Here is a 14,025-nt window from a genome sequence, read left to right as displayed (position 1 = left end):
AATTCTATACAGCGCGGTGAGTTTTATAAAGGACTGAACCGCAGCGATACGCTGTAAATGTCGTTGCGATTCAGTATCCTGCCGATTCGAATCAGTGCGCCATAATCCAGCCCATCAACAGCGTGGCGAAAATCACCGTTGAAGCACCGCCAATACGCGTCGCGATCTGCGCGAACGGCATAAGCGACATGCGGTTGGAGGCGGATAGAATGGCCACATCTCCCGTACCGCCCAGCCCACTGTGGCAGCAGGTCACAATCGCCGCTTCCACGGGATACATATTCAGACGCGACGCAATCACGTAGCCGCTCAGCGCCATCGCAATCACCACCGATCCGCATACCACTACATAGCCCACCGAGAAGACCGACACCACGCTTTCAAGCGGCACGTATAGCATCCCGAGGCCGATCATCAGCGGCCAGACCAGCGCAGCCGAAACGAATTTATAGCAGCTGTGCGCTCCCTGCTCCATTGAGGCTGGGATCACCCTGAAGTATTTACACAGGACGGCAATCAGGATCATCAGCACCGGGCCGGGAATATGGACCAGTTTTTCAAACAAACCTCCGACGATGAAAAACGCGCACACCATCAGCAATCCGCCGCCCATCAGATGAAAATCCGTCTGCTGAGCGCCAGGCGCCCCGGCGAACAGGCTGGCGTCGTCTTTACTCCGCGTGAGCATGCCGTTTCCCGAAAGCGAAGGACGTTTCGTCCCGAGACGCGCCAGCGAGCCGGCACAAATAATGGCGAAGATATTTCCGACGACCGCAGCGGGAGCCAGCTGCGCCACGTAGACGTCCGGCGTCTGCCCCAGTATGGCCGAATAGGCCAGAGACAGGGGCAAAATCCCCTCGCCAATTCCGCCGCCAATGATGGGCACAATGATAAAGAAGAACGTATGGTAAGGCGTAAACCCAAACAGCGTTCCCACAATAAGCCCGCTCAGCACGGCCATCAGTGTTCCCGCCACCAGCGGAACAAACATGCGCATCATGCCCTGGATCAGCAGCACCCGGTTCATCCCCAGGATGCTGCCGACCACCAGGCAGGCGATGACGAAATAGAGCAGATTCGCCTCCTTCATCAGCAGATGCACCGTATCAAGGGTTTGTTTCCCGAATGCGCCAAAATAGACCAGCACGGAAGGCACCATCAGACACAGGATCGCCGGGCCGCCGATGTCCTTCAGCACGGGGATTTGACGCCCCACTTTGGCAAACGCAAAGCCAAGGGTCATGATGACCGCCAGTCCGCCTATCATATTTTTCGGCAGCAGCCCTGCCCAGGCGGACGTCGCCACAATCGCGGCAATCCCGACGAACAGCATCAGCGGAACCGCGCCCACCTCGGTCGTGTTAAGCCCAAAAGCAAAACGCGAGGTCGACAGCGCGGAAGTCGGTACAGGATTATCTTTCATATAATCACCTGAAATTTGTGTTCGGATATACAGAGAAAGGAATAAGCGGAAAACTATTCCTGTTTCGAATAAATGTTCTTAAATAGAAAATAATGACTTTGGTAGCCTTTTCTCAAAAACAGGCTCAGCGTGAAATTAACATGGGCTTTCGAAGAGAAATGTGAACACAACAGCCCTTTCCTTTTAAATAATTTAATTCATTATTATGTAACTAAAGTTATTCATGGCGTTCAATGCAATTCTTTTGAAATTAATAAAACCAGAAATAATGTGACCCTTATCACTCCTGCTACGTTAGCTAAGCGCTAAATTAGCTCCCCAACAAAACACAGAAAACTCCGTGTCTTTATCATCCTTAAAGTCACTGTTTCTGCTCGTCTTATTTCTGTTTCGTTTAAATATTCAGGAGTTAACCATGTCTCGTAAAGACGTTCTGTACACGCCCTATAATGGCGCCGTACTGCTGGAAAATCCGTTATTAAATAAAGGCCTCGCCTTTATTAAGGAAGAACGGGATAATTTTAATCTGCATGGATTATTGCCGCATAACGTTGAAACCATTGAGGAGCAAACGGAGCGTGCCTGGGTGCAGTTCTGCCATTTTAAAAGCGATATTTCCCGCCATGTTTATTTGCGCAATATTCAGGATACCAATGAAACCCTCTTTTACAACCTCTTGCGTTCGCATCTGAAAGAGACGTTACCGATTATCTATACCCCGACGGTGGGTGAAGCCTGCGAGCATTTCTCCACGATTTATCGCCGCGCGCGCGGCTTGTTTATTTCATGGCCTAACCGCCACCGCATTGATGAGATGCTGCAAAGTTTCTCGCGCAACGACGTTCGGGTGATTGTGGTAACGGACGGAGAACGCATTTTAGGCCTCGGCGACCAGGGTATCGGCGGTATGGGCATACCGATTGGCAAGCTGTCGCTGTATACCGCCTGCGGAGGGATCCATCCGGCCTCCACCCTCCCGATTATGCTGGATGTCGGCACCAATAATCAGCAACACCTCGACGACCCGATGTACATGGGCTGGCGTCATCCGCGCATCAGCGACGATCAATACGCTGAATTTATGGATATGTTTATCAGCACGGTTAAAGCGCGCTGGCCCGACGTTCTCCTGCAGTTTGAAGACTTTGCACAGAAAAATGCCACCCGACTACTCCAGCGCTACCGCGATCAGCTGTGCTGCTTCAATGATGATATCCAGGGCACGGCAGCCGTCACCGCGGGGACGCTGATCGCAGCGGCCCACGCGGCGGGGACGCGCATTCGCGATCAGCGCGTGGTCTTCCTCGGCAGCGGCTCTGCGGGATGCGGGATCGCTGAAAAAATTGTCGCGCTGATGGTCGATGACGGCCTGAGCGAGTCGGAAGCCCGCAGCAGGATCTTCATGGTCGATCGCTTCGGCCTGCTGACCGACGACATGACCAACCTGCTCGATTTCCAGAAAAACCTGCTTACCGCGCGCGACGCCGTAAGCCGCTGGCAGGTAGACGCGAAGAATATTTCCCTGCTGGACGTGATGAAGAACGCACATCCAACGGTGATGATCGGCGTTTCAGGTCAGCCGGGGCTGTTCAGCGAAGAGATCGTCAAAGAGATGCATCGCCACTGCCCGCGCCCGATTATCATGCCGCTCTCGAACCCGACGTCGCGGGCGGAGGCCCAGCCGCAGGATCTCATCGCCTGGACCCAGGGAGCCGCGCTGGTGGCCACCGGCAGCCCGTTCGCCCCGGTATTCTGGGAGAATGCGCACTATGAGATTGCCCAGTGCAACAACGCCTATATCTTCCCGGGCCTTGGGCTTGGCGTGCTGGCCTGTAACGCTCGCCGGGTGACGGAAGAGATGCTGATGGCAGCAAGCCGCAGCCTGGCCGCGCAGTCTCCGCTCGTGACCACGGAAAGAGGAGGATTACTGCCGCCGGTAGATCAGATTGAAACGGTCTCACGCCAGATTGCCGTTGCCGTCGCCCGGGCCGCTATTGAACAAGGCGTGGCGCCAGCGTTAGATGATGAAACCCTGATGGCGCGTATCGAGAAAACCTGGTGGCAGGCGGACTATGCACCGTACCGCCGATCCGCGCTGTAGCGCCGGTCATGCCCTCACCGCAGGGTGAGGGCATCGCTGTGGTGTCAGTGCTGTACGCCTGAGCGGTCAGAAAAATCGCTGGCGGAGAGACTATCACCCCGAGGTGCCCCCTGCTTCAGACAGGCATACCGGTCAGGTACCCCTTCAGGACGGGTTTTGAAGCGACGGTGCAGCCACATATATTGTTCAGGCGCCATGCGTACGGCCTGCTCAATTGCCCTGTTCATCTGCGTCGCCACGGCTTCTTTATCGCCGCCCTGCAGCGCCTCGCTGATATCCTCCAGAATAATCAGCTCGTAACCGGTGCCATCCGCCCTGCGGCGCGGCACAAAGGGAATAACGGCAGGGTTAGCGCTTTTGACCAGCATATAGCTGCCCGCCGTCGTCGCGGCATCCGGCACCGCAAAGAACGGCACAAACACGCTGTTGGTTTTGCCATAGTCGTGATCCGGGGCGTACCACAAAATTTCATTCTGCTTCAGCGCGCGGATCATGCCCTTTAAATCATGGCGATCGAGCATGGTTTTGTTGGAGCGCAGGCGCCCGCGCGTCTGAAGCCAGTCCAGCAGAGCATTGTTATTAGGACGATAGACCCCGATACCGGGGTTAAGCATGCCAAATATCCGCGCGCCCAGCTCAAGCGTCAGAAAATGCATCCCTACCAGCACCACGCCTTTTCCCTGCGCCCTCGCCTTTTCCATGTGCTCATAACCCTGCACGGTAAAGCATTTCTTTACCCGCCACGCAGGCCAGAACCATGCCATTCCGGTTTCGATTACCCCCATTCCTACCGATTCAAAATTACGCTGCAGCAATGACTCGCGTTCATCCTTTTCCATCTCCGGGAAACAAAGTTCCAGGTTGCGGCGGGCAATCTCGACGCGGCGAGGCAGTAAGCGCATCGCCAGTCGACCCAGGCCATGACCGATTCTGAACAGAAGCGGATAAGGGAGCAGCATGATGAGCCACAGAGCCGCAATGCCGGCCCAGCTTAGCCAGTAACGGGGATGAAGAAAGGCGAATGAAAAACGGGGTAATTTTGTCATCAGAAAATTATCCTTTAACGTGTCTGTCCTTAATTGATTCTGTTGGAGATCTTTCCTAAGGATGAATAATATGCCAGTCAGAAACGTTAATTGTAGCGGATAAGACAAAACGCATTTTTATCGATTTTTGCGAAAAACGGGAAGTCGAGCCGGGAAGGATTTATCCGCTCCCCGGCAGAAGATCTTACATCGAATACCCGGGCTTCTTAATAAGCTCCTCCAGCTTCGGTCCAATTTCGGTATCCCAGACCTGCGCCTTCCAGTCTTCAGGCGCGATCTGCTTCAACGCCACCGACACGGAACTGTCTTTGCTGTTGAAATGGCGAATAATCACGTCAGCAATATCTGCCGCCAGGGCAGCTTTCTGTTCGTCGTTTAAATCACGGGGAAAACATTTAATATCTACGTGTGGCATGTGCAGGCTTCCGGTTGTGAATGTGGGTTCCACGTTATCAGATAATTTTGTTTGCCTTTAACACCTTGTGCAGTTCCGGTCGCTGGCATACGGCGTCCGCAATCGCCGTGAATTTAGGGGTATTTTCGGCAAACCAGGCGTGACGGGGCCCCCAGGTGCGCGCCACCGCAATATACACATCCAGCAGCGTCAGCCGTTCCCCCAGCGCAAACGGGGCAGCCTTAAGCTGGCTTTCGAACCACAAATAGAGGGATTTCCGGTATTCGATGCAGTTTTTCTGCAGCTGTTCCGGCGCATCCGGCACCCAGCGTTCGGGATAGTCTGCATAGGTAAACGTGGGATAGACGTTGGCTACGAACCAGATGAGCAAACGCTGAAACTGCTGACGCTCTGCCTGCCCCACGGGTGGAGCAAGATCGGGACATCTGTCGAGCACCATCAGGGCAATCGCCGCCGTTTCGGTCATGATGGCGCCATTTTCCAGCTCCAGCGTCGGCACCTGACACAGCGGATTGAGCTTGTGCAGCAATTCACGCTGCGGACCGGGCTGGTCAAACCCGTCCACGTTGATGAATTGATAAGGGATAACAGCCAGGGTCAGCATCACCTCACTGATTGCCGAGCCCCAGCCGGGTACGCCATAAAGTTTAATCATGTTGCCCCCTCAGGAGTGAAAATCCTAAGTGTAGAGCACCATTAGTAGGTTATCCCAGGCGGGTTGACCTCCGATTGCGTCACCGCTTCGCCCTGCTCGCCCCAGCGCGCCAGCACCTTCTGGTACTCTCCGCGCTCAATCGCGCCGTTCAGCGCGGCCTGCAGGGCATAAACCAGTTGATTGCCTTTTTTGGTCGTGGTGGCGACATAAGCTTTCTTCGGCCCTAAACCGACCACGCGGGTTTTGCCGGTGAGCGCCGCTTTCCAGGATGAAACCGACTGGGGGCCAAAGAACACATCCGCCCTGCCGGACTGGATATAGAGATTGCCCGAGGCATCGTCGTGAAGATAGACCGGCAGCGCAGGCGCCCGCCCCGCCTTTTTATTCTCTTCGTTCCAGCCCAGCAGGATACGCTCCTGATTGGTACCCGAGCCGACAATCACCCTTTTCCCGGCCAGATCTTCCGCGCTTTTGATTGACTGAATCTCGTTGGTGGATTTCACCGAAAATGCAAGCGAATCGACGCGGTAGGTCGCAAAATCAAACTTCTCTTTACGCTGTTCGGTCACCGCAATGTTCACCAGCGCCACGTCGTAGCGCCCGGAGGCGATCCCCAGCGGCCAGTCTTCCCACGCCGTCGGCACCAGCTTTAGCTTCAGCCCCAGGCTGCCCGCCAGCAGGCGGGCGATATCCGGGTCGCTGCCGATCCGCGTGCGGTTATCGCTGGCCAGCAGCGCCAGCGGCGGGGAGTTCAGCATCGAGACGGCGACCGTCAGCGTACCTGGCTCAACGAATTTATAACCGGAGGGGATCTTCGCCACGGCCTGCCGATCCACCGTCACCGGCAGCGGCTGCTCGTTGGCTTTCAGATCGATGCTGGCGTGGCTCGCCGTCGTAAAAAGCAGTCCTGCCAGAAGTCCATATTTCATCTGCGCTCCTTACAGCACTTTTGACAGGAACTGGCGCGTTCGCGCGTGCGACGGGCGGTTCAACACCGCGTCGCTGCTGCCCTGTTCCACGATTTTTCCGTCGACCATAAACACCACCTGATCCGCCACTTCCCGGGCAAAGCCGATCTCGTGAGTGACCACCACCAGCGTAGTGCCGGACCGGGCCAGTTTTTTGATTACGTCCAGCACTTCCCCTACCAGCTCCGGATCCAGCGCCGAGGTGGGTTCATCAAACAGCATCACGCGGGGACGTAACGCCAGCGCGCGGGCAATGGCAATGCGCTGCTGCTGGCCGCCGGAGAGATGGCGGGACCAGGCGTCGGCTTTATCCCGCAGCCCGACCACGTCCAGAAGGCTGTACGCGCTTTCCACCGCCTCTTTTTTGCTGAGCTTTTTATGCGCGATGGGCGCCTCAATCAGGTTTTCCAGCACCGTGAGATGGGGAAAGAGATTAAAGTTCTGGAACACATAGCCCACGTTGACGCGCTGTTTGAGGATCTCTTTCTCCTTCAGCTCGTAGAGCTTGTCGCCCTGACGACGGTAGCCAATGTAGTCCCCGTCGATCTGAATAAAGCCTTCGTCGACGCGCTCCAGGTGGTTTATGGTGCGCAGCAGCGTCGATTTTCCCGACCCGGACGGCCCGAGAATGACCGTCACGGACCCGGGCGGGATCTCAAGCGATACGTTGTCGAGCGCCTTATGGCGACCAAAATACTTGCTGACGCCGGTAATCGAGATATGTCCTTCAGGAGAGGCTTGCATGGATAGGCTCCTGTGCTGGCGTGGTGGTGACGGAACGGGTGCGACGGGCGGCACGGTTCTGATTAACCGCAGAGCGGCGTTCGCTGCGGGCAAGTGCGCGTTCAACACCGTACTGGATAGCGGACAGGACGGTGGTGATCGCCAGGTACCAGGCGGCACCGACCATCAGCAGCGGGATCACCTCCTGCGTGCGGTTGTAGATCATCTGGATGGTATAGAACAGCTCCGGCATCGCCAGGACGTAGACCATCGCCGTGCCCTTGGCGAGGCTGATGATTTCATTGAACCCCGACGGCAGGATGGTGCGCAGCGCCTGAGGCAAAATGATGCGCACCGTGCGGCGCCAGGCCGGCAGGCCGAGCGCGGCGGCGGCCTCATACTGCCCGTGATCGACCCCGAGGAAACCACCGCGAATGATCTCGGCGGTATAGGCGCTCTGCACCAGCGTTAGCCCCACCACGGCGGTAGAGAACTGCCCCAGCACGTTGATGGTTTCAAAGCTGCCCCAGGTGATGCCGGTGAACGGCACGCCGAGCGAGAGCGTGTCGTAGAGATAGGAAAAGTTGTACAGGATGATCAGCACGACGATCAGCGGCAGCGACCGAAACAGCCAGATATACGCCCACGCCAGGCTGCTCAGCAGCCAGGATGACGAGAGTCTCGCCAGCGCCAGCATGCCGCCAAACACCACGCTCAGCGCGGTGCCGATCAGCGTCAGCAGCAGGGTCTGCCCGACGCCTTCGAGGATCACCGGGTCGAAGAACCAGCGGGCGAACACCGCCCACTCCCAGCGCGGGTTAAAGGCGACTGACTGAATCACGACCGCCAGGACAAACAGCGCCACCGCGGCGCCGACGGCCCGCAGCGGATAACGCGCCGGGACCACCTTAATGGTTTCAACGTTGCTCATCGTCGTTCCTCATGCGGTTTTGCTGAACGCTTCACGTACCAGCGTTTTGGTAAAACGCAGCCGACCGTCAAACGGCGGCTGGCTATACTCTTCCGGATCGCGGTTCAGATCGAACTGCGGCTGATAGCCCTGACTGAGATAGAGCCTGACCGCCTCCGGCTGGCGAAAGCCGGTTGTCAGGTAGATCTGACTGTACCCTGCCAGCACCGCCCTGCGCTCAAGCTCCTGCACCACGCGCCCGGCAAGCCCCTGCTGACGCAGGGTTTTGTCCGTCCAGATGCGTTTGATTTCCGCGGTGCGTTCGTCGAAGGGTTTGTACGCGCCGGTGGCAATAATCTTCCCGTCGCGCTCCAGGACGATAAACAGCCCCTGCGGCGCTAAATACCACTCGGTGAGCTCCACTTCCGCGTCTTTAGAGAAGTAGTCCCCGTAGCGGGCCGCATATTCCCCGAACAGCCCCTCGATAATGGGCTGAAGTTCGGCGTCTTCCGGTGAAACATCACGAAATCGTTCGCTCATCACGCCTCCTTAATCGCCCAGGCCCGCCGGGTTCACTTCGGACTGCGGAATGCGCTCAACCCCTTCACCCCAGCGGTTCAGCACTTTGTCGTAATCGCCGTTTTTGATGACGCCGTTCAGCGCGGTTTGCACCGGCTCAACCAGCCCGCTGCCTTTTTTCAGCGTCACCGCGATGTGCGCCGCCTTCGGCCAGCCGCCGTCGACGCTGCCCACCAGTTTGGTTTTCCCGTTCAGCGCCGCTTTCCATGCGCCAATCACGTTCGGGCCAAAGTAGGCATCCGCGCGCCCGGACTGCAGCGCCAGGGTTTGGGCCGCATCGTCTTTGGTGTAGATCGGGGTAAAGGGCTTCAGTCCCTTCTTCAGGTTTTCAGCATTCCATGCCAGCAGAATGGCCTCCTGGTTGGTGCCGGAGCCCACGATAATCTTCAGCCCGGCGATGTCTTCCGCCTTCTGAAGCGATTTGATCGGGCTGGTCGATTTCACGTAGAAACCGAGGGAATCCTTACGGTAGGTGGCAAAATCAAACTTCTGTTTGCGCTCTTTAGTGACGGTGATGTTGCTGATGGCGGCATCGTATTTCCCGGACGCGACGCCCAGCGGCCAGTCTTCCCAGGAGGTGGGCACCACGTTCAGCTCCAGCCCAAGGCTGTCGGCCACCAGACGGGCGACGTCAACTTCACTCCCCAGCAGCGTTTTGTTGTCGTCGGAGAAGACCGTCAGCGGCGGCTGATTGAGTCCCGCCACCGCAACGGTAAATTTCCCCGGCACGGCAAAGCGATAGTCTTTCGGCAGCTGTGCCACCGCCTCGCTATTTTTCGCGGTGTTAATCGGCGTTTTATTGGCCTCGATGCTTACGCCGGTGCCGTTAATAGTGACGTTCTCTGCCCAGACGGCAGGGGTAAAGGCCAGCGCGAGCGCCAGAACAAGCGATGATTTCTGCATAGCGGGGTTCTCTTTTATTGTTGTGTGTACTGGTTTTTCGGTTGGTCTAAGCCAAGGCTTTCGCGCAGCGTGGTGCCCGGGTAGTCGGTACGGAACAGGCCGCGAGACTGCAGAATCGGTACCACCTGGTCAACAAAGCGCGGGAAGGTGTCCGGCGTACCGCCCTGAATGATGAAGCCGTCTGCGGCATAACCTTCAAACCAGGCCTGAAGACCGTCAGCCACCTCCTCTGGCGTGCCGGAAAAGCGCGGGCGCGGCGAAGCGGCTTCAAGCGCCACCTGACGCAGGGTTAAGCTGCGTTCGCGGGCGTTACGCTTGATTTCATCCGTGGTGCTGCGGAAGCTGTTTTTGCCTAAGTCGCCGATATCCGGGAACGGCTCGTCGAGCGGATACTGGCTGAAATCGTGATGTTCGAAATAACGCCCGAGGTAATTGAGGGCGTCATTAATCGACACCAGCGCCGCCGTGGTCTGGTACTGGTGTTCCACGTCATCGGCATCTTTCCCCACAATCACGCTAACGCCCTGGAAAATATGGAGATCCGACGCGCGGCGGCCGTTTGTTTCCAGCTGCTGTTTTACGTCCTGATAAAAGGCTTTTGCCTCGTCGAAGGTCTCGTGGTGGGTAAAAATGGCGTCGGCATGTTTCGCCGCCAGCTTTTTCCCGTCGTCCGACGCCCCGGCCTGAAAGACAATTGGTCGCCCCTGCGGCGTGCGGCCAATATTCAGCGGACCGGCGACCTGGAAGAAGTCACCGTGGTGATCGAGGGTATGCAGTTTGGCCGGGTCAAAAAACTGGCCGCTTTCTTTGTTGCGGATAAACGCGTCCCCTTCCCAGGAATCCCACAGCCCTTTCACCACGTCGAGATACTCATCGGCAATCCGGTAGCGCAGCGCATGCTCGGGGTGTTTTTCACGGGAAAAGTTCTTTGCTGACCCTTCCAGCGGCGAGGTCACCACGTTCCAGCCCGCGCGGCCATTGCTCAGGTGATCGAGGCTGGCGAACTGGCGCGCCGTGGTAAAGGGCTCGCTGTAGGAGGTGGATAGGGTTCCCACCAGCCCCAGGCGCGAGGTGATGCTGGCCAGTGCGGAAAGCACGGTTAACGGTTCAAACCGATTCAGAAAATGGGGGATCGATTTCTCGTTGATATAGAGACCATCGGCCACGAAGAGAAAATCGAGCTTCCCTTCCTCGGCCTTTAACGCCGTCGCTTTCACGAAGTCAAAGTTAATACTGGCGTCGGCAATCGCCGCAGGATGGCGCCAGGCGGACATATTCCCGGATGCACCATGCAGAATGGTGCCCAGCCGCAGTTGTCGGGTTGCTGACATCTTTACCTCTCCTGAATTAAACGTGTTGCAGGGCTTTTTCCGCAAGCTGTGCAAAATAGCGGGCGGCGGGCTCAATTAAGGCTTCATCGGGATTAAACGACGGATGATGTAAACCATACGGGCTGTTGCTGCCGATGCTGACAAACGCCCCCGGGATCTGCTGCAGATAGACCGCAAAATCCTCCCCGCCCATATGCAGTTCCGCGTGCCGGGTTTCATATCCGGCCTCACGCGCGACCGAGGTGGCGAAGTCGGCCCAGCGCTCGTCATTCACCAGCGCGGTAGGCCCGGCATACCAGGTGATATCAATCTGCGCGCTGAAGGCGCTGGCAAACCCGGCGGCGATTTCGCCCACGCGGGCTTTCACATTCTGCTGCACTTCCGTGCGATGGGTTCGCAACGTGCCTTCCAGCTCGACGCTTTCCGGCAGCACGTTCCAGGTGTTGCCGCCCGCAATGCGGGTGACGCTCAGCACCACCGAATCCAGCGTGTTGACGTTGCGGCTGGCGACGCTTTGCAGCGCCGTTACCAGCTGGCTTGCCAGCACGATGGCGTCGTTACCTTCATGAGGACGTGCGGCGTGCGCGCCTTTACCGGTAATGCGGATCACGAAGCGGTCGACGTTGGCGTAGAACGGCCCGCCGCGGGTGGCGAACTCACCGACCGGCAGGCCAGGCTCGTTGTGCATACCGAAAATCGCGCTGACATCGCGCAGCGCACCGGCCCGCACCATGCTCTTCGCACCGCCAAAGTTCTCTTCAGCAGGCTGAAACAGGATGCGCACCCGGCCGTTAAGCGAGGCCTCCCGCTCTTTCAGCTTTAACGCGGCGCCGAGGATGACGCTGGTGTGAATATCGTGTCCGCAGGCGTGCATCACCCCGGCATGCTGTGAGCTAAACGGTACGCCGCTGCGCTCCTCGATCGGCAGCGCGTCAATGTCGGCGCGCAGCGCAACCAGCCTGCTGCCCGTCCCGATTTCCGCCACCAGCCCGGTCGACAGATCGTAAGGCTGCGGGGCGATCCCGGCATTCGTCAGCCACTGGCGCAGGCGCGCGGTGGTTTCGACCTCCTGGCCGGACAGCTCCGGGTTCTGGTGCAGTTCGCGGCGCCAGGCAATCAGTTGTTCGCCAAAACTCATACGGTGACCTCCTTGTTAAGACGCGCCCCGGCAAGCAGACGCAGCGACGCGACGCGCGTAGCCCCCTCCGCCACCGGCGTGTCGATGATAAATTCGTCAATGCCCCACTGCTGGTGCAGCGCGTTGAGCTGTTCCACTACCGACTCAGCGGTGCCCGCCAGCAGCGACTGCGCCCGGCGTGCAATGCGCACCGGCTCACTGCCCGCCTGGCGCGCAAACGCGTAGGCCTGCTCTTCGCTGGCCACGGTGACACGCTGCCCGTTTGCCAGCTCAACGCCCCACACTTCGACCTTCTGCGCCAGCGCGTCTGCCTCGGCCTGCGTCGGCGCGACAATCGCCTGCACCGCCACTATCACGTCCCGCGCGCTGTTCTCACGCCAGGTCGATACCACCTCGCGCAGCAGGTTCGGGTCACCGTTCAGGTGTGCGGCAAACACAAAGTGCCAGTCGAGCCTGGCGGCCAGCAGCGCGCTTTCGGTACTCGCGCCCAGCAGGAAAGCCTCAGCAGGCAACGGCGGCAGCGGCGTGGCGCGGACGGCCTCTTCAATAGCGTGATGCTCAGGACGGATCCAGCGGTCGAGCTGGGCCAATTGTTCGGCGAAGCTGCCCTTTTCCTGTTGATTCAGGCCCTGCTGCAGCGCGCGGGTTGAGAGCGGTAATCCACCGGGGGCTTTCCCGACGCCGAGATCGACGCGGCCAGGCGCCAGCGCGGCCAGCACGTTGAAGTTCTCGGCGACTTTATAGGGGCTGTAGTGCTGAAGCATTACGCCGCCAGACCCGACGCGGATGCGCGTGGTTTGCCCGAGGATCCAGGCAATCAGCAGCTCCGGCGAGGGGCTGGCAAGCTGTGGGGTGTTGTGGTGTTCGGCAATCCAGAAGCGGTGATAGCCCAGATTTTCTGCCTGCTGCGCCAGCGCCAGGGTACGCGCCAGTGCATCGGCAGCCGTTTCGTTTTCAGCGATGGGGCTTTTATCCAGAATGCTGATTCGCCATGACATGTTGCGTTCTCGTTTGACTTAACATGTCGACATTATTAAAGGCGCATTTCACCTCTGAGAAACAATTAATTTACATTTGGTTTGCCGGAAAACAGATATATAAAACCCTGCTAAGAATAAGATTTTAAGGAGGCAATCAGCGTTTCCACCTGCTCCCGACGGGTAATGCGGACGAAGCGAATATGGCTATATTGCGGGTTTTGCAGGTCGGCTTCATAGCGCGTACGGTTATTACGCCAGGTTTTCATCGTCCAGATGATAATGGATTCTCTGCTGAAGAACGCGCGCCGGAAACTCTCTTTGTTTCCCGTTCCCGGCCAAAGCTCGTGTTTATGCCAGGCCCGCTTTATTGCTCGGGTGACGGCCTGCCAGAGGGTGCGGGTAAACCCGTAATCCACCCACACCACCACATCGACATCGCGCCATTTCAGCGGTCGCGTGCGGTTGTAGTTACCGTCGAGCACCCAGTCTGGCGAAGCCTGTAGCGCCTGCGCCAGCTTTGCCTGAAACTCGTCGTCCGGCGTGCCCTGCCAGTTAGCCTGCCAGTAGAGTCTGTCCATCTCGATACAGGGAATAGACAGCGCGGTCGCAATCTGCTTCGCCAGCGTGCTTTTTCCGCTCCCGCTGGTACCGATGACGTTAATTTTCACCTCAGCCTCCCTGTATTTACGAAAATGTGACCAAATGATAGCGTTTTCATCCTGTTAACGAAACGCTATTTCAGCATGACAATTTTTCCAGAGAGACGATCTCCCTCTTGCAGTTTGGCTTATGTCATTTATTTAAGCCGATTCAACATAACACCCAGTAAAATATTTTCAATTTTATTACATTC

12 protein-coding genes and 1 pseudogene are annotated in these 14,025 nt (G+C 57.6%); 1 reads left to right on the top strand and 12 read right to left on the bottom strand.

Going from position 1 to position 14,025, the window contains the following annotated elements:
- Positions 1-91: 91 nt before the first annotated feature.
- On the bottom strand, positions 92-1,423 hold the full coding sequence (locus LLF79_RS05775) for a 2-hydroxycarboxylate transporter family protein (RefSeq protein WP_023292316.1): 1,332 nt from the start codon (positions 1,421-1,423) through the stop codon (positions 92-94).
- A 415-nt stretch (positions 1,424-1,838) separates the two neighbouring features.
- Here LLF79_RS05775 and LLF79_RS05770 point away from each other — a divergent pair, with 415 nt between their 5' ends.
- Positions 1,839-3,524 (top strand): NAD-dependent malic enzyme, encoded by a 1,686-nt coding sequence (locus LLF79_RS05770; protein ID WP_227879221.1) that lies wholly within the window; start codon positions 1,839-1,841, stop codon positions 3,522-3,524.
- Positions 3,525-3,568: 44 nt separating this feature from the next.
- On the opposite strand, the gene LLF79_RS05765 is transcribed toward LLF79_RS05770, so the two are convergent.
- From LLF79_RS05765 to LLF79_RS05715, 11 genes and pseudogenes are all read right to left on the bottom strand, one after another.
- Entirely contained in the window at positions 3,569-4,570 is a 1,002-nt protein-coding gene (locus tag LLF79_RS05765) for a Kdo(2)-lipid IV(A) acyltransferase (protein ID WP_213802092.1), read from the bottom strand.
- 184 nt (positions 4,571-4,754) lie between these two features.
- Positions 4,755-4,985 (bottom strand): tautomerase PptA, encoded by a 231-nt coding sequence (gene pptA / locus LLF79_RS05760; RefSeq protein WP_008501760.1) that lies wholly within the window; start codon positions 4,983-4,985, stop codon positions 4,755-4,757.
- A 37-nt stretch (positions 4,986-5,022) separates the two neighbouring features.
- Positions 5,023-5,640 carry a glutathione S-transferase family protein gene (locus LLF79_RS05755; protein ID WP_227879220.1) on the bottom strand — a complete coding sequence of 206 codons (618 nt, stop codon included), beginning with the start codon at positions 5,638-5,640 and terminating at the stop codon, positions 5,023-5,025.
- A gap of 41 nt (positions 5,641-5,681) precedes the next feature.
- A complete protein-coding gene (locus LLF79_RS05750; RefSeq protein WP_213802095.1) occupies positions 5,682-6,569 on the bottom strand; it encodes an ABC transporter substrate-binding protein in 888 nt (295 codons plus the stop codon).
- Between the two features lie 9 nt (positions 6,570-6,578).
- Complete coding sequence (locus tag LLF79_RS05745; protein ID WP_025910909.1) at positions 6,579-7,352, bottom strand: amino acid ABC transporter ATP-binding protein; 774 nt, start codon at positions 7,350-7,352, stop codon at positions 6,579-6,581.
- Positions 7,336-8,262 (bottom strand): amino acid ABC transporter permease, encoded by a 927-nt coding sequence (locus LLF79_RS05740; RefSeq protein ID WP_023327573.1) that lies wholly within the window; start codon positions 8,260-8,262, stop codon positions 7,336-7,338. The genes LLF79_RS05745 and LLF79_RS05740 overlap by 17 nt, the downstream gene beginning before the upstream one ends.
- Before the next feature lie 9 nt (positions 8,263-8,271).
- Positions 8,272-8,781 (bottom strand): GNAT family N-acetyltransferase, encoded by a 510-nt coding sequence (locus LLF79_RS05735; protein WP_008501765.1) that lies wholly within the window; start codon positions 8,779-8,781, stop codon positions 8,272-8,274.
- Positions 8,782-8,790: 9 nt separating this feature from the next.
- Positions 8,791-11,054: pseudogene (locus tag LLF79_RS05730) on the bottom strand (NtaA/DmoA family FMN-dependent monooxygenase).
- 16 nt (positions 11,055-11,070) lie between these two features.
- Positions 11,071-12,192: an amidohydrolase gene (locus tag LLF79_RS05725; RefSeq protein WP_032674874.1), complete on the bottom strand. Its 1,122-nt coding sequence runs from the start codon at positions 12,190-12,192 to the stop codon at positions 11,071-11,073.
- Positions 12,189-13,190 carry an LLM class flavin-dependent oxidoreductase gene (locus tag LLF79_RS05720; RefSeq protein ID WP_179367223.1) on the bottom strand — a complete coding sequence of 334 codons (1,002 nt, stop codon included), beginning with the start codon at positions 13,188-13,190 and terminating at the stop codon, positions 12,189-12,191. The genes LLF79_RS05725 and LLF79_RS05720 overlap by 4 nt, the downstream gene beginning before the upstream one ends.
- Positions 13,191-13,300: 110 nt before the next feature.
- Entirely contained in the window at positions 13,301-13,840 is a 540-nt protein-coding gene (locus LLF79_RS05715) for an AAA family ATPase (RefSeq protein WP_025910896.1), read from the bottom strand.
- Positions 13,841-14,025: the final 185 nt, after the last annotated feature.

Origin of the sequence: Enterobacter cloacae complex sp. 2021EL-01169 (assembly GCF_020733125.1) — a bacterium.
Taxonomy (GTDB): domain Bacteria; phylum Pseudomonadota; class Gammaproteobacteria; order Enterobacterales; family Enterobacteriaceae; genus Enterobacter; species Enterobacter roggenkampii.
The sequence above is the reverse complement of the archived record's forward strand: the minus strand, read 5'-3'. Positions and strand labels throughout refer to the sequence as shown.

Excerpts from the sequence above, each read along its gene's own strand:
- LLF79_RS05775 (WP_023292316.1), bottom strand. The coding sequence starts at position 1,423 with ATGAAAGATAATCCTGTACCGACTTCCGCGCTGTCGACCTCGCGTTTT.
- LLF79_RS05770 (WP_227879221.1), top strand. The coding sequence starts at position 1,839 with ATGTCTCGTAAAGACGTTCTGTACACGCCCTATAATGGCGCCGTACTG.
- LLF79_RS05765 (WP_213802092.1), bottom strand. The coding sequence starts at position 4,570 with ATGACAAAATTACCCCGTTTTTCATTCGCCTTTCTTCATCCCCGTTAC.
- pptA (WP_008501760.1), bottom strand. The coding sequence starts at position 4,985 with ATGCCACACGTAGATATTAAATGTTTTCCCCGTGATTTAAACGACGAA.
- LLF79_RS05755 (WP_227879220.1), bottom strand. The coding sequence starts at position 5,640 with ATGATTAAACTTTATGGCGTACCCGGCTGGGGCTCGGCAATCAGTGAG.
- LLF79_RS05750 (WP_213802095.1), bottom strand. The coding sequence starts at position 6,569 with ATGAAATATGGACTTCTGGCAGGACTGCTTTTTACGACGGCGAGCCAC.
- LLF79_RS05745 (WP_025910909.1), bottom strand. The coding sequence starts at position 7,352 with ATGCAAGCCTCTCCTGAAGGACATATCTCGATTACCGGCGTCAGCAAG.
- LLF79_RS05740 (WP_023327573.1), bottom strand. The coding sequence starts at position 8,262 with ATGAGCAACGTTGAAACCATTAAGGTGGTCCCGGCGCGTTATCCGCTG.
- LLF79_RS05735 (WP_008501765.1), bottom strand. The coding sequence starts at position 8,781 with ATGAGCGAACGATTTCGTGATGTTTCACCGGAAGACGCCGAACTTCAG.
- LLF79_RS05725 (WP_032674874.1), bottom strand. The coding sequence starts at position 12,192 with ATGAGTTTTGGCGAACAACTGATTGCCTGGCGCCGCGAACTGCACCAG.
- LLF79_RS05720 (WP_179367223.1), bottom strand. The coding sequence starts at position 13,190 with ATGTCATGGCGAATCAGCATTCTGGATAAAAGCCCCATCGCTGAAAAC.